Annotated in this window: 19 protein-coding genes and 1 riboswitch; of the genes, 6 read left to right on the top strand and 13 right to left on the bottom strand. The window is 61.7% G+C overall.

Going from position 1 to position 23,290, the window contains the following annotated elements; translation table 11 throughout:
• Positions 1 to 15: 15 nt before the first annotated feature.
• On the bottom strand, positions 16 to 1,032 hold the full coding sequence (gene motB / locus PSH59_RS02545; RefSeq protein WP_248077416.1) for a flagellar motor protein MotB: 1,017 nt from the start codon (positions 1,030 to 1,032) through the stop codon (positions 16 to 18).
• A 3-nt stretch (positions 1,033 to 1,035) separates the two neighbouring features.
• Complete coding sequence (motA, locus tag PSH59_RS02540) at positions 1,036 to 1,887, bottom strand: flagellar motor stator protein MotA (RefSeq protein ID WP_305394236.1); 852 nt, start codon at positions 1,885 to 1,887, stop codon at positions 1,036 to 1,038.
• Positions 1,888 to 2,054: 167 nt separating this feature from the next.
• Here motA and PSH59_RS02535 point away from each other — a divergent pair, with 167 nt between their 5' ends.
• From PSH59_RS02535 to asd, 3 genes are read left to right on the top strand one after another with little or no spacing between them, the layout of a single operon-like run.
• Entirely contained in the window at positions 2,055 to 3,590 is a 1,536-nt protein-coding gene (locus tag PSH59_RS02535) for an HDOD domain-containing protein (RefSeq protein WP_305394235.1), read from the top strand.
• A 57-nt stretch (positions 3,591 to 3,647) separates the two neighbouring features.
• Positions 3,648 to 4,463 (top strand): rhodanese-like domain-containing protein, encoded by an 816-nt coding sequence (locus PSH59_RS02530; RefSeq protein ID WP_305394234.1) that lies wholly within the window; start codon positions 3,648 to 3,650, stop codon positions 4,461 to 4,463.
• 15 nt (positions 4,464 to 4,478) lie between these two features.
• Positions 4,479 to 5,339: an archaetidylserine decarboxylase gene (asd, locus tag PSH59_RS02525; protein WP_003171334.1), complete on the top strand. Its 861-nt coding sequence runs from the start codon at positions 4,479 to 4,481 to the stop codon at positions 5,337 to 5,339.
• Positions 5,340 to 5,399: 60 nt separating this feature from the next.
• Here the strand turns inward: asd and serB are convergent, their stop codons facing one another.
• A complete protein-coding gene (gene serB, locus PSH59_RS02520; RefSeq protein ID WP_305394233.1) occupies positions 5,400 to 6,614 on the bottom strand; it encodes a phosphoserine phosphatase SerB in 1,215 nt (404 codons plus the stop codon).
• A 133-nt stretch (positions 6,615 to 6,747) separates the two neighbouring features.
• Between serB and PSH59_RS02515 the strand changes: the two genes are divergently transcribed.
• Positions 6,748 to 8,277, top strand: a complete 1,530-nt coding sequence (locus PSH59_RS02515; protein WP_305394232.1) for an AhpA/YtjB family protein — start codon at positions 6,748 to 6,750, stop codon at positions 8,275 to 8,277.
• A gap of 139 nt (positions 8,278 to 8,416) precedes the next feature.
• Here PSH59_RS02515 and PSH59_RS02510 read toward each other — a convergent pair whose 3' ends face one another.
• The 8 genes from PSH59_RS02510 to PSH59_RS02475 all read right to left on the bottom strand — a co-directional run bounded on the left by PSH59_RS02510 (position 8,417) and on the right by PSH59_RS02475 (position 17,223).
• Positions 8,417 to 9,127, bottom strand: a complete 711-nt coding sequence (locus tag PSH59_RS02510) for a membrane integrity-associated transporter subunit PqiC (RefSeq protein ID WP_248077400.1) — start codon at positions 9,125 to 9,127, stop codon at positions 8,417 to 8,419.
• A gap of 176 nt (positions 9,128 to 9,303) precedes the next feature.
• Positions 9,304 to 11,568, bottom strand: coding sequence for a DNA topoisomerase IV subunit A (gene parC, locus PSH59_RS02505; RefSeq protein WP_248077396.1), 2,265 nt, complete (start codon positions 11,566 to 11,568; stop codon positions 9,304 to 9,306).
• A gap of 73 nt (positions 11,569 to 11,641) precedes the next feature.
• Complete coding sequence (locus PSH59_RS02500; protein WP_305394231.1) at positions 11,642 to 12,637, bottom strand: esterase-like activity of phytase family protein; 996 nt, start codon at positions 12,635 to 12,637, stop codon at positions 11,642 to 11,644.
• A complete protein-coding gene (gene parE, locus PSH59_RS02495; RefSeq protein ID WP_248077389.1) occupies positions 12,637 to 14,541 on the bottom strand; it encodes a DNA topoisomerase IV subunit B in 1,905 nt (634 codons plus the stop codon). Before parE ends, PSH59_RS02500 begins: the two co-directional genes overlap by 1 nt.
• A gap of 54 nt (positions 14,542 to 14,595) precedes the next feature.
• A complete protein-coding gene (locus PSH59_RS02490; protein WP_248077386.1) occupies positions 14,596 to 15,204 on the bottom strand; it encodes a YqiA/YcfP family alpha/beta fold hydrolase in 609 nt (202 codons plus the stop codon).
• Between the two features lie 49 nt (positions 15,205 to 15,253).
• Positions 15,254 to 16,066 (bottom strand): 3',5'-cyclic-AMP phosphodiesterase, encoded by an 813-nt coding sequence (gene cpdA, locus PSH59_RS02485; protein ID WP_305394230.1) that lies wholly within the window; start codon positions 16,064 to 16,066, stop codon positions 15,254 to 15,256.
• Between the two features lie 99 nt (positions 16,067 to 16,165).
• Complete coding sequence (locus PSH59_RS02480) at positions 16,166 to 16,615, bottom strand: DUF1249 domain-containing protein (RefSeq protein WP_003171323.1); 450 nt, start codon at positions 16,613 to 16,615, stop codon at positions 16,166 to 16,168.
• Entirely contained in the window at positions 16,606 to 17,223 is a 618-nt protein-coding gene (locus tag PSH59_RS02475; protein ID WP_248077378.1) for an NUDIX domain-containing protein, read from the bottom strand. The genes PSH59_RS02480 and PSH59_RS02475 overlap by 10 nt, the downstream gene beginning before the upstream one ends.
• Positions 17,224 to 17,414: 191 nt before the next feature.
• Between PSH59_RS02475 and PSH59_RS02470 the strand changes: the two genes are divergently transcribed.
• Positions 17,415 to 18,152: an RsiV family protein gene (locus PSH59_RS02470; RefSeq protein ID WP_305394229.1), complete on the top strand. Its 738-nt coding sequence runs from the start codon at positions 17,415 to 17,417 to the stop codon at positions 18,150 to 18,152.
• Here the strand turns inward: PSH59_RS02470 and cytX are convergent.
• Complete coding sequence (gene cytX / locus PSH59_RS02465) at positions 18,121 to 19,410, bottom strand: putative hydroxymethylpyrimidine transporter CytX (protein ID WP_305394228.1); 1,290 nt, start codon at positions 19,408 to 19,410, stop codon at positions 18,121 to 18,123. The genes PSH59_RS02470 and cytX overlap by 32 nt on opposite strands.
• A gap of 92 nt (positions 19,411 to 19,502) precedes the next feature.
• Positions 19,503 to 21,392 (bottom strand): phosphomethylpyrimidine synthase ThiC, encoded by a 1,890-nt coding sequence (gene thiC / locus PSH59_RS02460; RefSeq protein ID WP_248077373.1) that lies wholly within the window; start codon positions 21,390 to 21,392, stop codon positions 19,503 to 19,505.
• Positions 21,393 to 21,541: 149 nt separating this feature from the next.
• Positions 21,542 to 21,647, bottom strand: a riboswitch (TPP riboswitch).
• A gap of 194 nt (positions 21,648 to 21,841) precedes the next feature.
• Here thiC and PSH59_RS02455 point away from each other — a divergent pair.
• A complete protein-coding gene (locus PSH59_RS02455) occupies positions 21,842 to 23,281 on the top strand; it encodes a TolC family outer membrane protein (protein ID WP_248077370.1) in 1,440 nt (479 codons plus the stop codon).
• Positions 23,282 to 23,290: the final 9 nt, after the last annotated feature.

The following is a 23,290-nucleotide window of genomic DNA, read 5'->3' as shown; positions in this document are numbered from 1 at the left end:
TTCCATCAGAGCACCTTAGGAACCCGCCTTAGGTGCCGTAGGGTCTTTCACCCCACCATCATCAAACAGATTCAACTTCTGACGCAGTTCGTGGGCCGGCAATGGTTCCTGACCCGGCGGGATCGCGTTCGGGTCGGCCGGCACTTCGCCTGGTGCACCGGCACCTGGGGTCGGTTGCGCTGGCGGCTGGTCACCTTCAATCGCGCGCTGGGCCTTTTTGGTCAGCACGACAATGTCGATGCGCCGGTTGGCCGGGTTGAACGGGTCTTTGTGATCAAACAACTGCGATGAGGCAAAACCCACTACCCGCGCGACTTGCGGATCCGGGTAGCTGCCGGCCACCAGTGCACGGCGTGCAGCGTTGGCGCGGTTGGCCGACAGCTCCCAGTTGCCGAAATCGCCCTGGCCTGCATACGGTTTGGCGTCAGTATGACCACTGATGCTGATCTTGTTCGGCACCGTCTTGATGGTGTCGGCCATGGCCAGCAGGATGTCTTCAAAGTACGGCTTCAAGCGCGCGCTGCCAGAGTCGAACATCGGCCGGTTGGCGGCATCGGTGATCTGGATGCGCAAGCCTTCGGGCGTGATTTCGAACGAAATCTGGTCCTTGAACTTGAGCAGCTGCGGGTTCTCCTCGACCTTGTTCTGCAACTCCTGCAGCAGCAATTCCAGGCGTTCCTGCTCGACCTGCTCGGCCATGGCCTCGACCGTGTCGCGCTCGATCGGGATTTTTTCCTGTGGTGCTTCAGTCTTGACCTCGGGGTTGATGGTGCGCTCAGGCGCCAACTGCGGCGAGCCGCCCAGGTCGATCACAAAAGGCGTGCCGCTTTCGGAAAAGCCAATCGGGTCTTTGAAGTAACCGGCGATGGCGATTTTCTGTTCGGGCGTGGCGGTGGACATCAGCCACAACACCAGGAAGAACGCCATCATCGCCGTCGCAAAGTCGGCGAAGGCGATTTTCCAGGCGCCGCCATGATGCCCCGCAGCGAAGCGCTTGACGCGCTTGATGATTATCGGCTGGTTGTTTTCCATGACTTAGCGACCGCGAACCGCTTGTTCCAGCTCGGCGAAACTTGGGCGGTGCTTGGGGTACAGCACTTTGCGACCAAATTCCACTGCCAGCGACGGCGGCATGCCGGACGCGGACGCCACCAGGCTGGCCTTGATCGACTCGTACAGGTTGATTTCTTCCTTGGCATCGTGGGCCAGGGAGGTCGCCAGCGGGCCGAAGAAGCCGTACGCCGCGAGAATACCGAAGAAGGTACCCACCAGCGCCGCACCTACGTGCATGCCGATCGCGGCCTGGTCACCTTCGCCCAGAGAAGCCATGGTCACCACGATACCCAGTACCGCCGCGACGATACCGAAACCCGGCATGCCGTCAGCGATACCGGTAACGGCATGGGACGGGTGCTCCAGCTCTTCCTTGAGGCTGAACAATTCCATGTCGAACAGGCCTTCCAGCTCGTGAGGGGCCATGTTGCCGGAGGACATGATGCGCAGGTAATCGCAGATGTAGGCGGTCATGCGCTCGTCTTTGAGCACGGCCGGGTACTTGGCGAAAATCGGGCTGGCAGCAGCGTCTTCGATATCGGCCTCGATCGCCATCATGCCTTCGCGGCGGCTCTTGTTGAGGATCTCGTACACCAGGCCCAGCACTTCCAGGTAGAAAGTGTGGGTGAAGCGCGAACCAAACATGGCCAACGACTTCTTGACCACGTGCATGGTCATGTAGCCGGGGTTGGCCTGCAAAAAGGCACCCAGTGCCGCACCGCCAATAATCAACACCTCGAAAGGCTGGACCAGTGCCGCAATTTTACCGTGGGACAGGACGTACCCGCCGAGCACGCTCGCGAAGACGACGATGATGCCGATAATTTTAGCCATAGGAGATGAGTACTTGCGCCGTCGGGTTCATGGACATATTTGGGGGAACTGAAAAACTCTTGTTCTACTTATCGGCAAAACTGCGCCAGACTATAGCCCGTTAAGGCGAAAAGCCAGTTCGGCCCACTCCGGGCGTGTTGACCGCAAGTGATGATCGCGCCCCAATCATGGCTAATGAAACGACAGTCCCAACTGCAAAACCCACTTCTCTGGCCGCTTGGATCAAGCGCCTGGACGATGTGCCGCTGCCTGTTCCCCAGGCCAGCCACGACCGTGTGTGCAAGGCAATCCGCGACAGCCGCAGTTCGTTGCGAGATATTGCCGAGCTGATGCAAGACAGCCCGGCGCTGGTGCTCAGCGTGATGCGCGAAGCCAACAGCCATACCCATGGCAGCCTGGCCGAACCTGCGGAAAACCTCGAAGTGGCGCTTAATCGCCTGGGCCTCAAGCGCGCTGAAGAACTGCTGGCGCGCCTGCCCTCGGTGCCTGCCCAGGAGATTCCCGTTGCGTTGCGCCAGTTGTTGCTGGTGAGCCAGCATGCGTCGCAACAAGCCAACGGCTTGTTCGGCAGCCGCCTCGCACGGCTGTGGCAAGACATCCACTGGGGCAGCCTGCTGTTTTTGTCGCCGCTGTGGCCGATGGCCGTTGCGTACCCCAAGCTTCTTGAAGAGTGGGAGCTGCGCGTGATCCACAAAGGCGAGTCGGCGCGCAAGGTCGAGCAGGCCTTGTTCGGCGTGCGCCTGCTGGACCTGTGCCTCGGCCTGACCGAAGCCTGGCATTTGCCGATCTGGGTTTCCCAGGGCTACACCCTGCTGTTGAACGAGCAACGTTTGCTGGTCAGGGCGCTGCATATCGCCCGCGAAGACGACCCGTTGCGCCACCAGCAATTGCTCGATGCGGAACCCAACCTGCGCCGCTGGCTGAACCAGCCGGCCAATACCGTGCTGCTGGCCAACGGCCTGGCGATGTCGGCCCAGGAGTCCTGGACCTGCCCGCACACCCAGCGCTGGCAGTACCTGACCGCCCTGTATTTGCAGCAATCGCTGGCTGAGGTGCAGCAACAATCTCACCAGCAAGCCGTCACCAGCGCTCGCACTACCCTGATGCCCGACCTCTGGCACCCGGCGCTGTCGCTGATCTGGCCGTGGCATGTGCAAAAGGTCCATCGAGGCTTGCTGCCCGCACCGCCCCCCACTGCCGAAGCCCTCGCGGTCTGGCGCAACCGCTGCACCGAACTGCTGGAAGAGCCGAGCCGCTTCGCCAACGCCATGCATTTGACCACCTGCGCCAAGGAAGCCCTGGTCGCCAGTGGCATGCAGCGGGTCCTGTTGTTCATGGCCGATCGCGCCCTGAGCACCTTGCGCGTACACCAGGCCGACGGCCTGCCCAAAGACGCCACCAACCTGAGCCTCGACGTGGTCAACAGCACGCTGCTGCAGCGCCTGCTGGAGAAATCCGCTCAGGTGCGCCTCACACCCGACAACCACGCACAGTTCTCAGCCTTGCTGCCGCCGATCCTGCGTCGCCTGTTCAATGGTGAACACCTGTTGTTGCGCTCCATGAGCTGCAACGGTCGCGTGGTGATGGTGATGGTTGCCGACCAGGGCGGTGGGCCGTTCTCGGAAACCACCGTGCAAGCCTTCGGCAAAACCGCCCAGTGCATCGAGAAAGCGCTGCACAGCTTTACCAACCGCAGCGTCTGATGCTTGCGCTACAATCGCCGTCCTTTATCGCCAACATTTGTGCCCAGGAGACCTCACATGCCTGACTTCTCTGGCTTGCCGCTGGTGATCGAATCTGCCGACCTGCTGAGTCGCCTGGATGCCGAACACCTGATTGTGGTGGACCTCACCAGTGCCGCCCGCTACGCCGAAGGGCATATCCCCGGCGCGCATTTCGTTGACCCCAAGCGCACCCAATTGGGCCAGGCGCCGGCACCCGGACTGCTGCCCCACCAGGCAGACCTGGAAAAACTGTTCGGTGAAATCGGCCACACCCCAGATGCCACCTACGTGGTGTACGACGACGAAGGCGGTGGCTGGGCCGGGCGCTTTATCTGGATGCTCGACGTGATCGGCCACCCGAAATATCACTACCTCGACGGCGGCCTGCTGGCCTGGCTGGAGGGTGAGCATCCGGTTTCCACCGAGGTGCCCGCTACCGTCGGCGGCCCGGTCAACCTCACGCTGCACGATGGCCCTACTGCCACCCGCGAATACCTGCAAAGCCGCCTCGGCGCCGCCGACCTGGGCATCTGGGATGCGCGCGGTCCGCTGGAATACTCCGGCCAGAAGGTGCTCGCGACCAAAGGCGGGCACATTCCCGGCGCGGTGAACTTTGAGTGGACCGCCGGCATGGACAAGGCGCGTAACCTGCGTATTCGCCGCGACATGCCGCAGATCCTCGAAGACCTCGGGCTGACCCGCGATAAAGAAATCATCACCCACTGCCAGACTCACCACCGCTCTGGCTTCACCTACCTGGTGGCCAAGGCGCTCGGTTATCCGCGAGTCAAAGGTTATGCCGGTTCCTGGGGCGAATGGGGCAACCACCCCGACACCCCCGTTGAGATTTAAAGTTTAAGGACAGTTATGAAAAAGCAGTTGTTTATCCTCAGCCAATACTTGCTGCCGCACCACTTGCTGTCGCGCCTGGCAGGCTGCATTGCCGAATGCCGTGTGCGCTGGTTCAAGAACGCGTTCACCACCTGGTTCGCCAAGCGCTATCAAGTGGACATGTCCCAGGCACTGGTTGAAGACGTGACCGCTTACGAGCACTTCAACGCCTTCTTCACCCGTGCTCTCAAAGACGGCGCGCGGCCGCTGGACCAGACCCCAGGCGCGGTGCTGAGCCCCGCCGATGGCGCGGTCAGCCAACTGGGTCCAATCGAGCACGGTAGAGTATTTCAGGCCAAGGGCCACAGCTTCAGCGTGCTGGAATTGCTGGGCGGCGATGCGGCGGTCGCGGCACCGTTCATGGGCGGCGACTTCGCCACCATTTACCTGTCGCCGAAGGACTACCACCGCGTGCACATGCCACTGGCTGGCACCCTGCGCGAAATGGTCTACGTGCCCGGCCGGATCTTCTCGGTCAACCAGACCACCGCCGAAAACGTACCGGAACTGTTTGCACGTAATGAGCGTGTTGTCTGCCTGTTCGACACCGAACGCGGCCCGATGGCCGTGGTGTTGGTGGGGGCGATGATTGTCGCGTCGATTGAAACCGTGTGGGCCGGCCTGGTGACACCACCGAAGCGCGAGCTGAAAACCTTCCGCTACGACGAAGCCGCTCGTGCACCGATTCACTTGGAAAAAGGCGCCGAACTGGGCCGCTTCAAGTTGGGTTCGACCGCGATCGTGCTGTTCGGGCCGGATCAGGTGAAGTGGGCTGAGGAGCTGGTAGCGGGTTCGCCAGTACAGATGGGCCAGGGCATCGCACTGCCGAAAGCCTGATTCCAGGTCTGCAAAGACCCAAATGTGAGAGGGGGCAATCCCCCTCCCACATTTCTTCAACTACAGCTGACCGTCGCGGTCGCGAAAGCCCAACAGATACAACACCCCATCCAGCCCCAGCGTTGAAATCGCCTGCTTTGCCGACTGCTTGACCAGCGGCTTGGCACGGAACGCCACCCCCAACCCGGCAATCGCCAGCATCGGCAAGTCATTCGCCCCGTCGCCGACCGCAATGGTCTGCTCCAGACGCAAACCTTCCTTGTGGGCCAGCTCCTTGAGCAAATCCGCCTTGCGTTGTGCGTCGACAATCGGCTCGACCGCCACGCCGGTCACCTTGCCATCCACCACTTCCAGCTCGTTGGCGAACACGTAGTCGATGCCCAGCTTGGCCTGCAACTGCTTGGCAAAGTAGGTAAAGCCACCGGATAGGATCGCGGTTTTGTAACCCAGGCGCTTGAGCTCGGCGAACAGGGTTTCGGCGCCTTCGGTCAGGCGCAGGGACGCGCCGATGGAATCCAGCACGCTCACATCCAGGCCTTTGAGCAGCGCCAGACGCTCTTTGAAACTGGCGCGGAAATCCAGCTCACCGGCCATGGCACGTTCGGTGATCGCGGACACCTGCTCGCCCACGCCGGCGGCCTTGGCCAGTTCGTCGATCACTTCGGCTTCAATCAGGGTGGAGTCCATATCGAATACCGCGAGGCGACGGTTACGACGGAACAGCGAGTCTTCCTGGAACGCGATGTCGACATTCAGTTCCTGGGCAACGCTGAGAAACTCGGCGCGCAGGGCCTGCGGGTCGGCCGGTTCGCCGCGCACGGAGAACTCGACGCAACCCTTGCCCTGGTCAGCCGGCGTGTCCAACGGCATGCGCCCCGACAGACGGTCGATATGGTCGATGTTCAAACCGTAGTGCGCGGTGATCGAGCTGACACGCTGCAATTGTTCGGCGGTAACCTTGCGGGTCAACAGCGTCACGATGTGGCGTTTCTTGCCCTGGCCAGCCACCCAGTGCTGGTAGTCCTCTTCGGACACCGGAGTGAAACGCACCTGCTGGTCGAGCTTGTACGCCGTAAACAGGATGTCCTTGAGCACGGACGAGGCCTGCTCGGTGCTCGGAATTTCCACCAGGATGCCGAACGACAGGGTGTCGTGAATCACTGCCTGGCCAATGTCGAGAATGTTCACACCACCCTGGGCCAGAACACCGGTAATGGCGGCGGTGAGACCCGGACGGTCAACACCGGTGATGTTTATCAGGACAATTTCGCGCAAGGCGCACCCCCAGGCTGGAAAAAAACCGCATTCTACCCACTTTCAGTGACCATCGGGCACAGCCAGCGCTTTGCCGGTCTTGGGCCTGTCGCTATACTGCGCGTCAACTTCACGGACCGAGAGCCGAGCGCAAGTGAACCGGCCCACGCCAGTAAAAACCGATAACTTCTTCCTGCTGATCTTCCGGGCACTGCGCCACCGCCGTGTACCGATCGCATTACGCATCGCCAGCCATAACGTGATCCTGGTCGCCCTGGCCCTGGTGATCTATGCCTGCGTCATGGGTTTGCAGTTCAAACAGGCCATGCACGAGCAAGCCGACGCCCTGGGCGAGAGCTTGACCACCCAGACCGCCACGTCGGCGACCGAGCTGTTGGTGTCCAACGACATCCTCAGCCTCAACGTGCTGCTCAATAACCTGACCAAGAACCCGCTGGTGGCCCACGCCGCCATCTACAGCGTGGACAACCGGATCATGGCCGAAGCCGGGCAACGCCCGAAAAACGGCCTGCTGGGTGAAGCCGAAGGCCTGTACCAGAGCAACATTACCTTTCAGGACGTAAAGGCCGGCCAGTTGCGCATCAGCCTGGACATGCAACAGTTTCAGCAGCCGATGACCATCAGCCTGCAAAGCATGGGCATTCTCAGTGCGATCCTCCTGGCACTGGCGCTGGCCTTGAGCCTGCGCCTGGGTCGGCATATCTCCACGCCGTTGATGCAACTGCGCATCTGGCTGCGGGACATCGACGAACACACCCCGGCCACCGATCGTCAGGACGAAATCGGCGACCTCGCCCGCCAACTGCACGCCAGCTTCGCCCCGGAGCCGCAGGTACGCGTGGTTGAGCCCGAGCCGGAATACGACGACAGCGACGACGATGCCCCCGAATTTGAAGTGCGTGACCTGCGTGAACCTGGCTTCGACGAGAGCGCCCCGGTTGCCGGCCTCAAGCCTGCAACCCGCAAGGTCATCAGGGCCGAAGAAGACGAGCTGGATGACGAAGACCCCTTCGCCGACCTGCGCGACACCTCGACCAACAGCCCGGCTGTCGCACCTAAAGCCGTGCCGGTCAGGAACGCCGAGCCCCAGCACAGCGCCGTACTGGCCGTGCAACTGGGCGCTCAGGACCAATTGCGGCGCCTGCCTCGCGCACGCCTGACTGAGCTGCTCGAGCGCTACCGTGATTGCCTCGACCAGGCCGCTTCGCTGTACCAGAGCGAACTGCACACCCTCAACGATGGCAGCACATTAATGCTGTTCCACAGCGAGGACAGCGGCGAGGACTACCTGACCAACGCCATCTGCTGCGGCGAGTTACTACGTGCCCTGGGCCACGCGCTGCAGATTGAAGTGGCCGACAGCGGCATTACCTTGCAACTGCAGCTTGGCTTGACGGTGGGTGACGACCTGTTTGGCATGAGCCAGATCGATCTGCTGCTGACCGAGATCGCCCAGGACGCCCTGGCGCTGTCTCAACACAGCCGCAACCTGCTGCTGGTGGAGCGCAAGATCAGCGAAGACACCTTGATCCGCCAGCGCGCACGTATCCGCCCGATTGCCAGCCCTGAGGGCGCAAGTTGCGTAGAACGGCTGATGGAGCCGTATCCGTCGATGCTGGAGCGGCAACTGGCGCGGATGCATGAGACACGCGCCAAGCCCTGAAGCACACCGCCAGGTCCATGTGGAATGTGGGAGGGAGCTTGCCCCCTCCCCCAATTGGATCGCCACAGGCTTCAAGTAAATCGCGCACAAACAAAAGGCCCGCTGAGTAAGCGGGCCTTTTGTTTGTGCGCGATTCGGATCAGAACCTGAACACTTCCATATCCGTGCGGATCGGCGTGGCCATCGGCATCTTGGGACGCTGCGGTTCGGCAGGCTTGGTCTGTGCCGGAGCACTCTGCTTGCGCGGGGCCTCGGCAATAGGCGGTTGGTTGGCCAATGGCTTGAGCGCCACCGACAACTGCTGCGCCAACTGCTGCAACAACACGCCCTGGGCCTGAACCTGGGAGGCGGTGGTGCCGGCGTGCTCTTCCTGCAAGTGCACGATACGGTTGTCACGCACCTGACCACGGCGGTCGATCAGGCGCCATTGCGCATCAAGGATCGCTGGCTGCGACGTACCGGAGTCGAGCCGGGTAATGGTCAGCAAGACCTGCACATCCGGGATGAAACCCGCAGGCGCAGGCGAGAGGACCACCCGCTGGCTGTCCAATTGACCGGCCACCTGGCGCAACATCAGTTGGTTGATGTCGGAAGACAGGCTGCCCGCCCAACGACCATCTGTGGCACCTTGCAGGCTGCCGTCATTCTGACGTTGCAGCAGGGTTTCGCGTTGCAGGTAGTCAGCGACGACCACGGGCCCCAGCAACACAGCCATACCGGCGGCCTGTGCGGGTTGAGCCGGACTTCCGCTGTCCAACTGGTACAGCGACACAGGTTGGTGTGTGCTGCAACCCGCCAGCCCCAAAAGGCCAGCGAGCATGAAAATAAAAGGAAGGCGTGGAGCAGTCATCATCCCATCCAGGTGGCTGCCACAAGGCGAACCACAATGTAATACTAAAAATAACCTAAACACGCTCGGCCACGCCGGCGCTGGAAAGGCCATATCATCCGTGAATATGCGCCATGACTCCAGCGCGAAAGCGCCGATCTACGCGTTAAATCGTAGATCGAGCCCTCTAAACCGCGTTAAACGGGCGCTTCAACCAGCAATGCATCGACGCGCTGGAAGCCACGTGGCAGCTTGTTACCCCGCCGACCACGCTCGCCCTTGTAGTGCTCCAGGTCGTCAGGCCGCAGCGACAGCGTGCGTTTACCGGCCTGAAGTACCAATGTAGCGCCTTCCGGGATTACCGCGATGTCGGTCACATACTCTTCGCGACTGGCCACCCGCTCCCCTGGAATACCAATAATCTTGTTGCCCTTACCTTTGCCCAACTGCGGCAAATCGCTGATCTTGAACACCAACAGGCGCCCCTCGGTGGTCACCGAGGCCAGCCAGTTGCTCTCGCGGTCATCCACCGGTCGCGGCAGGATCACCTTGGCGTTGTTCGGCAGGCTCAACAGCGCCTTACCCGCCTTGTTCTTGGCCTGCAGGTCTTCACCCTTGACCACGAACCCGTACCCCGCATCCGAGGCAATCACGTACAGCGAGTCATCATCGGGCAGCAACACACACTCGAAATTCGCCCCCGGCGGCGGCGTCAGACGCCCGGTCAACGGCTCGCCCTGCCCCCGAGCGGACGGCAAGGTGTGCGCCGGCACCGAATAGCTGCGCCCCGTAGAGTCAATAAACACTGCAAACTGGTTGGAACGCCCGGCTGCGGCGGTCTTGAAACCATCGCCAGCCTTGTACGACAAGCCAGTGGCGTCAATATCATGCCCTTTGGCGGAACGAACCCAACCCTTTTCCGACAGAACGACGGTAATTTTCTCGTTAGGCAACAGTTCGGTTTCTGTCAGGGCCTTGGCTTCGGCACGCTGGACAATCGGCGAACGGCGGTCATCGCCATAGGTTTCGGCGTCTTTGATCAGCTCGCTGCGTACCAGCTTTTTCAGCTTGGTTTCGCTGCCCAGCAGGGCTTGCAGCTTGGCTTGTTCCTTGAGCAGCGCGTCCTGTTCGTCGCGCAGCTTCATTTCTTCCAGTCGCGCCAATTGGCGCAAGCGAGTGTCGAGGATGTAGTCAGCCTGGATCTCGCTCAGCTCGAAACGCGCGATCAGTTCGGCTTTCGGGTGCTCGGCGGTGCGGATGATGTGGATCACTTCATCCAGGTTGAGGTAGGCGATCAGCAAACCGTCCAACAGGTGCAGGCGGCGCTCGACCTTGTCCAAGCGGAATTGCAGGCGACGACGAACGGTCCGCACCCGGAACTCAAGCCATTCCACCAGCAGGTTGCGCAGGTTTTTCAGCTGAGGCTTGCCGTCCAGGCCAATGATATTGATGTTGACCCGGTAGCTGGACTCCAGGTCGGTGCTGGCGAACAGATGCTGCATGAGGACTTCGTGATCGACCCGGCTATTGGTGGGGATGATCACAATGCGGCAGGGGTTTTCGTGGTCGGACTCGTCACGCAGGTCGGCAACCTGCGGCAATTTCGACGGCTTGGCCTGCATCAGCGCGGCGATCTGTTCCAACACCTTGGCACCGGACACCTGGTGCGGCAGCGCGGTGACGATAATGTCGCCGTCTTCGATGTGGTATACGGCGCGCATGCGCACAGAACCCTTGCCGGTCTCGTACATCTTCAGCAGGTCAGCGCGTGGCGTGATGATTTCCGCTTCGGTCGGGTAATCCGGGCCCTGGATATGCTCACAGAGCTGCTCGACCGTGGCCTTGGGCTCATCGAGCAAGCGCACGCAGGCCGTTGCGACTTCGCGCAGGTTATGCGGCGGCACATCGGTGGCCATGCCCACCGCGATCCCGGTGGTGCCATTGAGCAGAATATTCGGCAAACGAGCCGGCAACACCAGGGGCTCGTCGAGAGTGCCGTCGAAGTTCGGCCCCCAGTCGGCAGTGCCCTGCCCCAATTCGCTGAGCAGCACCTCTGAGTAACGCGACAACCGCGCCTCGGTGTATCGCATCGCGGCAAACGACTTGGGATCGTCCGGCGCACCCCAGTTACCCTGGCCGTCCACCAGCGTGTAGCGGTAACTGAATGGCTGGGCCATCAGCACCATGGCTTCGTAGCACGCCGAGTCGCCGTGGGGGTGGAACTTGCCCAGAACGTCACCGACGGTACGCGCCGACTTCTTGTGCTTGGAATCGGCGTCCAGGCCCAACTCACTCATGGCGTAGATGATGCGCCGCTGCACGGGCTTGAGGCCGTCGCCGATATGCGGCAAGGCACGGTCCATGATCACGTACATGGAGTAGTTGAGGTAGGCACTTTCGGTGAAGTCAGCCAGCGACCGGCGTTCTACGCCGTCTAAGCTGTCTGCGAGGATGTCACTCATGCGGGCCTCATCAATGTTTGGTAAGGCGCAGCGGAAAGGCCGCTGCGCTGAGTCAATTCAAGGGGTTGATCATTCATGGCTGGGCACTCCAGCCACCGACCGGGGCGGCAAAACGATAGACCACCGGGCGTTTTTCACCATCGGCACGCGGGCCGAAGTTGTTGTCGATGCCCAGCCAGGCACCGTCGGCATCCACCACCAGGGCTTCGGCCAAGCCATAGGGCTGAGCGTAACGCCGCTCGGGCGTCAGGGTTTCATCGGCAAACGACCAGCACAGTTCGACCTTAGCCGTGACCGCATCACGCCGACAGATCTGGAACGCATTGCGCTCCAGGGTAAACAGCTTGCCGTCGAACAGGGCCAGGTCGGCAAAATCCTTGGAGACCGCTTTTGCGTTGGCGAACTTGGCTGGCTGCATTTCCTGGCCGGCCTCGCTCAGTAACACGCAAGGGCCATCACAATCCCACACGCTTTGCGCACGCTTGATGGAGATCAGCCCACGCCGCTCACGTTCTGCAGCCAGCCAGATCTGATTGCCCTCGGGGTTTACCACCAGGCCTTCGAACAAGGCATTAAAGTGCAGCAGCATGCCACTGGCGCGCGCCTCCCGCACCATGCTCGGCGCGATCTTCAACCACTCGGACGCGCCCGTGGCCGGCACCTGCAGCACCGCCGCATGGGCTTCGCTGACGATGTAGCGGTTATCCGCGGCATCGCAGGCGATGGCTTCAAAATCCAGGTCGCCACCGCGAATGAACGACGCAGCCTTGGTGCGCGAACGCAGCCCCCAGGGCAACCCGGATTCCGGCACCGGCGGCACCTCGATCTTCACCGCCTCGGCCTGCCAGGTCGGCGCGCTTGTATCCAGGCGGTAGATCTGGTCATCGTCACGGTCGGAAACCGTCCACAGCCGGTTGCCACACAGCGCCAGGCCCGACAGGTTGCCGCCGCGCATGCCGTCCACCGGGTGTTCGGACACCAGCTTAAGCTCAGCCACGGGCGCGGCGATCACCTGGGTGCTCGCCAACCCGCTCAACATCAGGATCGCCAGGGCGACACCTGTGCGCATCAGCCCAGAACCTCGGCCAGGTTGCCTTTGGACTCCAGCCAGGACTTACGGTCCGGCGCACGCTTCTTGGCCAGCAGCATGTCCATCATTTCCGAGGTCGCGGCATAGTCTTCCAGGGTCAACTGCACCAGGCGCCGGGTGTTCGGGTCCATGGTGGTTTCACGCAGTTGCGGCGGGTTCATCTCACCCAGCCCCTTGAATCGCGTGACCTGGGGCTTGCCGCGCTTTTTCTCGGCCACGAGGCGGTCGAGAATGCCGTCACGCTCGGCTTCGTCGAGGGCGTAGAAAATCTCTTTGCCCAAGTCGATGCGGTACAGCGGCGGCATGGCGACGTAGACGTGACCGGCATCCACCAACGGGCGGAAGTGCTGCACGAACAGCGCACACAGCAAAGTGGCGATGTGCAGACCGTCGGAGTCGGCGTCGGCCAGGATGCAAATTTTGCCGTAACGCAGTTGGCTCATGTCTGCCGCGCCCGGGTCGACACCAATAGCCACGGCGATGTTGTGCACTTCCTGGCTGGCCAGAACTTCGCTGCCATCGACTTCCCAGGTGTTGAGGATCTTGCCGCGCAACGGCAGGATTGCCTGGAATTCCTTGTCCCGCGCTTGCTTGGCGGAACCACCGGCGGAATCGCCTTCCACCAGGAACAGTTCGGAGCGCATCGGGTCCTGCCCGGCGCAGTCAGCCAGCTTGCCAGGCAATGCCGGGCCCTGGGTGATGCGCTTGCGTTCGACCTTTTTGCTGGCCTTGAGGCGACGGCCGGCGTTGTTGATCGCCAGCTCCGCCAGGGCCAGGCCCAGCTCCGGGTGCTCGTTGAGCCACAGGCTGAAGGCGTCTTTGACCACACCCGAAACAAATGCTGCGGCCTCGCGGGACGACAGGCGCTCCTTGGTCTGACCGGAAAACTGCGGCTCCTGCATCTTCATCGACAGCACGAACGCAATGCGCTCCCACACGTCTTCCGGCGCCAGCTTGACGCCGCGCGGCAGCAGGCTGCGGTATTCGCAGAATTCGCGCATCGCGTCCAGCAAGCCCTGACGCAAACCGTTGACGTGGGTACCGCCCTGGGCGGTCGGGATCAGGTTGACGTAGCTTTCCTGCACGCTGTCGCCGCCTTCGGGCAACCACAGCAGCGCCCAGTCGACGGCTTCTTTATTACCGGCCAGGCTGCCGCAGAACGGTTCGTTGGGCAGACGCTCGAAATCGCTGACGGAATCTTCCAGGTAGGAACGCAGACCGTCTTCGTAATGCCACTCGACCTTTTCGCCGGTGCCTTTGTCTTCAAAGGTGACCAACAGGCCCGGGCACAACACCGCCTTGGCCTTGAGCACGTGCTTGAGGCGGCTGATGGAGAATTTCGGCGAATCGAAGTATTTAGGGTCCGGCGCGAAGTACACGCTGGTGCCGGTGTTGCGCTTGCCAACGGTGCCGATCACTTCCAGGTCGGTGGCTTTGTAGCCATCGGCGAACGTCATCTGGTACTCATTACCGTCACGCTTGACCTTGACCCGTACCAGGGTCGACAGGGCGTTGACCACGGAAATGCCTACACCGTGCAAGCCACCGGAGAACTGGTAGTTCTTGTTGGAGAACTTGCCACCGGCGTGCAGCTTGGTGAGGATCAGCTCGACGCCCGACACGCCCTCTTCGGGGTGGATGTCCACCGGCATGCCGCGACCATCGTCGGACACTTCCAGGGAATGGTCAGCGTGGAGAATGACGTGCACCGACTTGGCGTGCCCGGCCAAGGCTTCGTCGACACTGTTGTCGATGACTTCCTGGGCAAGGTGGTTCGGCCGACTGGTGTCGGTGTACATGCCGGGGCGTTTGCGCACCGGGTCGAGGCCCGAGAGGACTTCGATGGCGTCGGCGTTATAAGAGCTAGCGCTGGGAGTGGCCATGGGGTCTCGTCGTGAGTCGTTCGATTAAAAAGTAACCTGCGGTTTTCAAGGCAATTACAGTGCCGAAAAGTCGAAGGATTGATACTGGTCTGCGCTAATGCCGGCAAAACTCAAAAGCGCCGGCAATTGCCCGGCGAACCCTTGGTAACCATGGTCGCCACCGGCCTGGATGCGCAAGGCACAGGCCCGGTAGTACTGCTGGGCGAGGCGATAATCCAAGGTTTCATCCCCGGTCTGCAACCACACCTGATAGCGCGCAGCGTCCTGGGGTGCGGGCACTTCCAGCTCGGCCAGGGTGGTGACGTGGTCGTGGGTCAGTTCCCAGGTTTCATCGGTGTAGAGGTTCTTCTGAGTACCCAGGTAACCGTCGAACATCCGATGCGGGCTTACCGCCGGGTTGACCAGCAGCGCCTTGAGGCCATGGCGTTCGGCAAGATGGGTTGCATAGTAGCCGCCGAGTGAGCTGCCGACCAGCAGTGGCCGGCCCAGTTGCGCAATCGCCTCTTCCAACTGAGCAATTGCCTGGCGGGGATGGTGATGCAAGGCCGGTACGCGCAATTGATCGGCCAGGCCAAGGGCGTCCATCACCCGGATCAACTGGCTGGCCTTGTTGGACGCAGGCGCGCTGTTGAAGCCGTGGATATAGAGGATCGAAGCGGACATGCCGGGCTCTCCGTGCTTGCGCCAAAAGGGCGCAGTTTACAGGTAAATCTCAGTAGCCGTTGCTACCGTAATCCACCGTAAACGCGAAGCCGACCAGCCGCTCTACGCCGGTCTCCAACCGCCCGTCGGCATGCAGGCGCAGCCAGCGATAACCCGGCGCCTGCTCGCTGACCTTGAAGTCTTCGCTGCCGGGCGCGAACTGGATACAGGTGGACGGTGACGCTAGCAAGCGCACCCCGCCACGCTCGCCATCGATTTCCTGGTGCACATGGCCCCAGAGCACCGCCTTGACCTGGGGGAAGCGATCCAGCACGGCAAACAGCGCCTCAGGGTTGCGCAGGCCGATGGGCTCCATCCAGGCACAGCCGATGGGCACCGGATGATGGTGGAAACACACCAAATGATGCCGGTTCGGCGCTTCGCTCAAGGCTTGAGCGAGCAATTGCAGTTGCGAATCCTGCAGGTAACCCGGCACGGAGCCCGGGACGGCGGAGTCCAGCAGAGTGATGCGCCAGTGGCCCACGTCCACCACCGGCTCCAGCAGGTCGCTGTGCGCTGCGGCGAGTTCCATGATCTGCGGTTCATCATGATTGCCGGGAATCCAGCGCGCGGGAGCACCGATGGCCGCGGTCATCTCGCGAAACAGCTGGTAAGACGCCAGCGTACCGTCCTGGGACAGGTCGCCCGTGGCCAGCATCAGATCGATCTGCGGCTGTTGTCGACGCACCAACTCAATCACCCGTTGCAGGCTCTCACGGGTGTTCATGCCTAACAACGTACCGTCGGCCTCGGCGAACAAGTGGCTGTCAGACAGCTGCACCAGCAGCGCAGCGTCGGGATTCACGGCGGATACGCTCGGCAAGGCGCTCTCCCAGGGCAATCACAGGATATGGACAAGTGCGGCGATTATGCTGGGGCAGGACGCAAAGAGGAAACCCAAGTAAGCAGACGCAGTTCACATCTACCGCACGACTTCAAACTCGTGGCCCAGAGCCAGGCAGTGACTCAACCATTCACCGAGGAACACATTGAGCTGTGCTTTCTCATCGGGCTGGTGCATGAACACATTCGGATAAGGATAGATGCTGCGAAAGCGCCGCGCATGTTCGGCGCTGATCACTTCGGCCATGCGCGCGTCGTGGTACACCTGCACTTCCAGTTGCGGCACCGGCAGCCAAGGCAGGCTGTGCTCCTGGCGCACGCGCAGGGTGGTGGTGTACGGGCAGTTGACGATGACCTCCAGGGCCAGCACGCCAAGCATCTGGTCGCCATGGGTCACGCCGATACGTCGCGCCTCGGGCGCGTGGCGCATGTCGGGCAGCAGTCGCATCAGCCGCGCATAGTTGGCCTCGCAGGCGGCTTGCAGCCCGATCAGGTCGACTCGATAACGTTCCCGTGCCTTTACTGCCATAACCCCCTCACTTCCGCGCGGTTAAGCGCAAGCCATTGCAGGGCGATAATGCTGGCTGCGTTGGAAATCTTACCGTCACGTACGGCTTGCAGGGCGTCTTCAAAGGCCCAGACCGTCACGCGGATGTCTTCCGCTTCTTCTTCCAGCCCATATACGCCTCCAGCACCGGCGCTGTCGCAGCGGCCCAGGTACAAGTGCACATACTCGGTACTGCCACCGGGCGACGGGAAATATTTGGTGATCGGCCATAAGGCAGAGAAGGTCAGCCCAGCTTCCTCCTCGGCTTCGCGGTGTGCAACCTCCTCCGGCTGCTCATCCTTGTCGATCAGGCCGGCGACCATCTCGATCAGCCAAGGGTTATCGGTACGGCCCATGGCGCCGACACGAAACTGCTCGTTCAACACCACTTCGTCGCGCTGTGGGTCGTAAGGCAGCACACACACCGCGTCGTGACGGACGAAGACTTCGCGGTGGATCACACGGCTCATGTCGCCATTGAATTTTTCATGGCGCAGCTTCATGTGGTCGAGTTTGTAAAAACCTTTATGGAGATTGTCGTGCTGAACAACTTCAATCTTGCTCGGCGTCGATTTTGCAAAGTCCGTCATATCCCTTCCTCGTTATGCCTGGCAATTCGCGCCATCCTAACGCGCCCGCGTCGGTTGGTGCAGCCCCTTTCCGGTTGCCGGGATAGACGGCGGCGGTCAAACTCACTCTAATCAGCTTAGTGGCGAACTGACTGCCTTGCCGGTAGTCGAAGCTGCACAATTTCGCTCTTATCGATAGACGAAGGACATCCATGTCGCTTTTAAAAATCGCCTCCGTGGCCTGCATCGCCTTGACCCTCGGCGCCTGCCAAAGCCTGTTTCAACCGAACTGGAGCACCCCGCTGGAAGCCAGCCGCGACACCAGCGAGCAAACCCGGCCCGGCTGCGCCAGCGCCGATTGCGCGCTGGTGAATATCGACACCGTGCATTTCGCCAAAGAACCCAAGCTGGACGCCCTGATCGAACAGCGCCTGCTGGAAATGACCGGCGCCAACCCGCTGCCGACCAGCCTTGAGAGCTATCGCGAGCAATTCCTGCAAACCGCCGCGCCGAACAACAGCATGTATTTGCAAGCCAAAGTACGCGAACAGCATGACGGCTTGGTGATCATCGAACTGTCCAGCTACCTGGATCAGGGCGCCACCCATGGCGAGCCGGGCCGCGCGTTCATCAACTACTCGCGCCAGCAACAAAAGGCGCTGTCGTTGAGCGACATGCTGCTGCCGGGCAAGGAAGATGCATTCTGGAAAGCCGCCCAGGTGGCGCATAACAGCTGGCTGATCAGCACCCGCCTAAGCCTGGAGCCGACGTTCGTAAAAACCTATCCGTTCCAGAAAACCCCGAACGTGGCGCTGACTTACGGCGGTGTGATCCTCAAGTACCCCACCACCACCATCGCGCCGTACGCCCTGGGCCACGTCGAACTTCAGATCCCCTACTCACGCCTGGAAGGCATCCTCAAGCCTGAGCTGGTGCCCGCACGCCGTTGAAAGCCCGCGCCAGGATGAACTGCAACAACCCTGCCAGCACCAACGCCGGCAGGGTCGCGCCGACATCCGGGTACAGGTTGGCCAGCAGATGGTAAGTGGCAATGCCGCCCAGCCAGGCCAGCAGTGCCGACCAACGCAAGCCGGTAACGACGCCCTGGCCACGGCGTCGCAGGACGAAATGATCCACCAGCACCACGCCGAACAGCGGCGCAAATACCGAACCGATCAACAGCAGGAAGTTCTGGTATTGCGCCAACGGTGCGAAGCAGGCAATCAGCGTGCAGATCACGCCAATGGCCAGCGCCAGGTGTTCAACTTTCCAGCGACACAGAATCCCGCTGGACACCGCCGCCGAGTGAATATCGGCAAAGGCGTTCTCCGACTCGTCCAGCAAAATCAGCAACAGCGGAATTCCCAGGCCCGCACCGGCCAGCGCCAACAGCAGCGCATTCACCTCACCACTTGGCGCAAACGCCAGGGTGTAGGCCACGCCCAGGCTCATCAGCCAGAAATTACCGATAAAGAACCCCAGCGCGGTGCCCCCGAATACGCTTTTGGCGCGCTTGCCGAAACGTGAGTAATCGGCGATCAACGGCAACCACGACAGCGGCATGGCGATGGCGATATCGAAACCCACCGCAAACGGCATCGAACCGTCGCCGGCCTGGGCCCAGAGCGCGGCCAGGTCAGCCTTGGCGAACAGGTTCCAGGTGAGCCACAGGCAGGCCGCCAGCAACAGCCAGATGCCCCATTTGCGCAGGATCTGGCGCACAAAGGTCAGCGGACCACTGACCGCCAGCAAGGTCGCCAGGCCACCGAAAAACAGGGTCCACAGCAGCGGGCTGGCCCACAGGCTGGCGTCACTGAACGCCCGCGTGCCCAACAGGCTCGCAGCATCACGCATCACGATGATTTCAAATGAGCCCCAGCCAATCAGTTGCAGCAGGTTCAGCAACGCCGGCAGGCTGGCGCCTTTGGCGCCGAGGCTGAGTTTGAGCGCCGCCATGGCAGACAGGCCCGTGTCACTGCCGATCACGCCGACAGCGGCCAACAGCAGCACGCCGACCAGCGTACCGAGGAAAATCGCCAGCAACGCGCCGGACAAGCCCAGGCCCGGCGCCAGCAAGGCGCCGGTCTGCAGGACCATCAGGCCAATGCCGAGGGAGAACCACAGGGAAAACAGGTCGCGGGCGCCGAAGACACGTTTGTCGCTCGGCACCGCGGTGTCAGGAGAGTAGGTACTCGGTTGAATGCTCAAGGGGGGTATCTCTGAGGGGCATGGGTGGTTGGGGAGATGGCGATCGGGGGCAAGCCCCCGATAAGGCCGGTGCAGGCACCGGCCACCCTGGATCAGACCTTCTTATAAAGCTGGCTGCCTTCCTGCTTGAACCGCTCCGCCTGCTCGGCCAAGCCCTTGGCCACATCCACATCCACCGCTTCAATGCGCTGGTTGGCCGCGTATTCGCGCACTTCCTGGGTGATTTTCATCGAGCAGAACTTCGGCCCGCACATCGAGCAGAAATGCGCGACTTTGGCCGAGTCCTTCGGCAGGGTTTCATCGTGATAGGACCGCGCGGTGTCCGGGTCCAGTCCGAGGTTGAACTGGTCTTCCCAGCGAAACTCGAAGCGCGCCTTGCTCAAGGCGTTGTCGCGGATCTGCGCGCCGGGATGGCCTTTGGCGAGGTCGGCGGCATGCGCGGCGATCTTGTAGGTGATGATCCCGGTCTTCACGTCATCCTTGTTCGGCAGGCCAAGGTGCTCCTTGGGCGTGACGTAGCAGAGCATGGCGCAGCCGAACCAGCCGATCATCGCCGCTCCGATGCCGGAGGTGATGTGGTCGTAGCCCGGCGCGATGTCGGTGGTCAACGGGCCCAGGGTGTAGAAAGGTGCTTCGTCGCAGCACTCGAGCTGCTTGTCCATGTTCTCCTTGATCAACTGCATCGGCACGTGGCCGGGGCCTTCGATCATGGTTTGCACGTCGTGCTTCCAGGCGGTCTTGGTCAGCTCACCGAGGGTTTCCAACTCGCCGAACTGTGCGGCGTCGTTGGCATCGGCAATCGAACCCGGACGCAAGCCATCGCCGAGGGAGAAGCTGACGTCATAGGCCTTCATGATTTCGCAGATTTCGTCGAAATGCGTGTAGGTGAAGTTCTCTTTGTGGTGCGCCAGGCACCACTTGGCCATGATCGAGCCGCCACGGGAAACGATCCCGGTGACACGCTTGGCGGTCAGCGGCACGTAACGCAGCAACACGCCGGCGTGGATGGTGAAGTAGTCAACGCCCTGCTCGGCCTGTTCGATCAGGGTGTCGCGGAACAACTCCCAAGTCAGGTCTTCAGCGGCGCCGCCGACTTTTTCCAGGGCCTGGTAGATCGGCACGGTACCGATCGGCACCGGCGAATTGCGGATGATCCACTCGCGGGTTTCGTGGATATGCTTGCCAGTGGACAAGTCCATCACGGTGTCCGACCCCCAGCGAATGCCCCAGGTGAGTTTCGCCACTTCTTCTTCGATGGACGAGCCTAGGGCGCTGTTGCCGATATTGCCGTTGATCTTCACCAGGAAGTTACGGCCGATGATCATCGGTTCCAGTTCGGTGTGGTTGATGTTGGCCGGGATGATCGCGCGGCCACGGGCGATTTCTTCGCGCACGAATTCGGGGGTGATGATCTTCGGCACGCTGGCACCGAAGCTGTGGCCGGCGTGTTGCTGGTCGAGCAGGCCGCTGGCGCGTGCCTCTTCAAGCTTCATGTTCTCGCGGATGGCGACGTATTCCATCTCGGCGGTGATGATGCCTTTGCGCGCGTAGTGCATCTGGGTGACGTTGGCACCCGCCTTGGCGCGGCGCGGGTTTTTCACGTGGGCAAAACGCAGGGCGGTCAGCTCGGCATCGCTCAGGCGCTGTTGCCCGAAGTGCGAACTGAGGCCCGACAGGCGCTCGGTGTCGTTACGCACTTCGATCCACGGCGAGCGCACGTCGGCGAGGCCTTTGCGCACATCGATAATCACGTTGGGGTCGGTGTAGGGGCCGGAGGTGTCGTACACGGTGACCGGGGCGTTGATCTCACCGCCGAAATCGGTGGGCGTCACGTCCAGGCTGATTTCGCGCATCGGCACGCGAATGTCCGGACGGCTGCCCTGCACGTAGATTTTTTGCGAGCGGGTAAACGGCTGCACGGAACCGGAATCGACTTTGGCCGACTCACTCAAATGCACGGTGTTTTTTAGTTTTGTCGTCATCACGGGCTCTCCAACTGATCCAGGCGGTGGATTTTTGTCGGAGCGAACCTGTGACGGATGGACGCACTGGAGGCAGTGCTGTGCTTGACGCACGAGGGCTGTTCGATTGTCGAACAGCATCCCGGACGAAGCACAAGAGGACTCGCCGGGTGACGAGAAATCTTGTTCCCTACGCAGGCGCTAACCTGATCAGGTTCAACGGGATCCGGTATTTACCGATCTCAGCCTTCCAACAAGGCACCCCGACAAGAACGCGGCCAGTCTAGACCATGGCGTGGGCAAATTGCCAACGCTGGAGCATTCAGCGTGATGAATGGCGTAATCGCAGGATTGTTGAGCAGTGGAACCGCCACTACACTCGCCTACTGCTTAAGGCTTGACGCTCTGAAACAGTCGCCGTAGCCTTGGCCGACAAATTATCGCCGTAATATTTACTCAGGGATCGCCTCATGCTGCGCAAACTCTCACTGGCTATTGCCGTGTCTTGTGCGACCAACGCAATGGTCTGGGCAGCTGAAGCGCCCTTGTCCGCCAGAACCGACCTGGTCAGCGTCTACCAGGAAGCGGTGGATAACAACGCCGACCTGGCCGCCGCCAGGGCTCAGTACGGCGCGCAAAAAGAAGTGGTGCCCCAGGCCCGCGCCGGCTTGCTGCCCAACCTCTCGGCCGGTGCCGATATCAACAATGTGCGCACCCAGATCGACACCCCGGCGGCGACCGCCAACCGCGATGCCCACTCCTGGCGCGCCACCCTGAGCCAGCCGCTGTTCCGCGCCGACCGCTGGTTCCAGTTGCAAGCCGCCGAAGCCGTCAACGAGCAGGCTGCGCTGCAACTGTCGGCCACCGAACAAAACCTGATCCTGCAAAGCGCCGAGAACTACTTCGCCGTGCTGCGCGCCCAGGACAACCTGGCCTCCACCAAGGCCGAAGAAAATGCCTTCAAGCGCCAACTGGACCAGTCCAACGAGCGCTTCGACGTGGGCCTGTCGGACAAGACCGACGTGCTGCAATCCCAGGCCAGCTACGACACGGCGCGGGCCAACCGCATCCTTGCCCAGCGCCAGGTCGACGACGCGTTTGAAGCCTTGATCACCCTGACCAACCGCCAGTACAACTCGATCCAGGGCATTGTCCACACGCTGCCGGTGTTGCCGCCGCTGCCCAACGACGCCAAGGCCTGGGTGGAAACCGCCGGCCGCCAGAACCTGAACCTGCTCGCCAGCAACTACGCCGTGACCGCCGCCGAGGAAACCCTCAAGCAGCGCAAGGCCGGCCACGCACCCACCCTGGATGCGGTGGCGCAGTACGAAAAAGGCGACAACGACGCCCTCGGTTTCAGCAACCCGAACGCCTTCGGCACGCCTTACCGGGGCGACGTCGAGCAACGCACCATTGGGCTGCGCTTGAGTATCCCGCTGTACAGCGGCGGCCTGACCAGCTCACAAGTGCGTGAGTCCTACTCGCGCCTGGGCCAGACCGAGCAGCAGCGCGAAGGCCTGCGCCGCCAAGTGGTGGAAAACACCCGCAACCTGCACCGCGCGGTGAACACCGATGTGGAACAGGTACAGGCGCGCCGCCAGTCGATCATCTCCAACCAGAGCGCGGTGCAAGCCACGGAAATCGGTTACCAGGTGGGGACGCGCAATATCGTCGATGTGCTCGACTCCCAGCGCCAGCTCTACGCGTCGGTACGTAACTACAACAACAGCCGCTACGACTACATCCTCGACAACCTGCGCTTGAAGCAGGCGGCCGGCACGCTGAACCCAGGGGATCTGCAGGACCTGGCGCGCTACCTCAAGGCGGACTACAACCCGGACAAAGACTTCCTGCCGCCGGACCTGGCCAAAGCCGCCGCCGAACAGTTAAAAGCCCGACCGGGTTACTGAGTCAGACCG

The organism is Pseudomonas sp. FP2309 (genome assembly GCF_030687575.1).
In the GTDB taxonomy this organism is placed as follows: Bacteria; Pseudomonadota; Gammaproteobacteria; order Pseudomonadales; family Pseudomonadaceae; genus Aquipseudomonas.
This window is presented reverse-complemented; position numbering and strand designations above follow the sequence as displayed.

Excerpts from the sequence above, each read along its gene's own strand:
- PSH59_RS02530 (WP_305394234.1), top strand. The coding sequence starts at position 3,648 with ATGCCTGACTTCTCTGGCTTGCCGCTGGTGATCGAATCTGCCGACCTG.
- parC (WP_248077396.1), bottom strand. The coding sequence starts at position 11,568 with ATGAGTGACATCCTCGCAGACAGCTTAGACGGCGTAGAACGCCGGTCG.
- parE (WP_248077389.1), bottom strand. The coding sequence starts at position 14,541 with ATGGCCACTCCCAGCGCTAGCTCTTATAACGCCGACGCCATCGAAGTC.
- PSH59_RS02470 (WP_305394229.1), top strand. The coding sequence starts at position 17,415 with ATGTCGCTTTTAAAAATCGCCTCCGTGGCCTGCATCGCCTTGACCCTC.
- PSH59_RS02490 (WP_248077386.1), bottom strand. The coding sequence starts at position 15,204 with ATGTCCGCTTCGATCCTCTATATCCACGGCTTCAACAGCGCGCCTGCG.
- thiC (WP_248077373.1), bottom strand. The coding sequence starts at position 21,392 with ATGACGACAAAACTAAAAAACACCGTGCATTTGAGTGAGTCGGCCAAA.
- PSH59_RS02510 (WP_248077400.1), bottom strand. The coding sequence starts at position 9,127 with ATGACTGCTCCACGCCTTCCTTTTATTTTCATGCTCGCTGGCCTTTTG.
- asd (WP_003171334.1), top strand. The coding sequence starts at position 4,479 with ATGAAAAAGCAGTTGTTTATCCTCAGCCAATACTTGCTGCCGCACCAC.
- PSH59_RS02480 (WP_003171323.1), bottom strand. The coding sequence starts at position 16,615 with ATGGCAGTAAAGGCACGGGAACGTTATCGAGTCGACCTGATCGGGCTG.
- PSH59_RS02535 (WP_305394235.1), top strand. The coding sequence starts at position 2,055 with ATGGCTAATGAAACGACAGTCCCAACTGCAAAACCCACTTCTCTGGCC.
- PSH59_RS02475 (WP_248077378.1), bottom strand. The coding sequence starts at position 17,223 with ATGACGGACTTTGCAAAATCGACGCCGAGCAAGATTGAAGTTGTTCAG.
- motB (WP_248077416.1), bottom strand. The coding sequence starts at position 1,032 with ATGGAAAACAACCAGCCGATAATCATCAAGCGCGTCAAGCGCTTCGCT.
- PSH59_RS02455 (WP_248077370.1), top strand. The coding sequence starts at position 21,842 with ATGCTGCGCAAACTCTCACTGGCTATTGCCGTGTCTTGTGCGACCAAC.
- PSH59_RS02500 (WP_305394231.1), bottom strand. The coding sequence starts at position 12,637 with ATGCGCACAGGTGTCGCCCTGGCGATCCTGATGTTGAGCGGGTTGGCG.
- motA (WP_305394236.1), bottom strand. The coding sequence starts at position 1,887 with ATGGCTAAAATTATCGGCATCATCGTCGTCTTCGCGAGCGTGCTCGGC.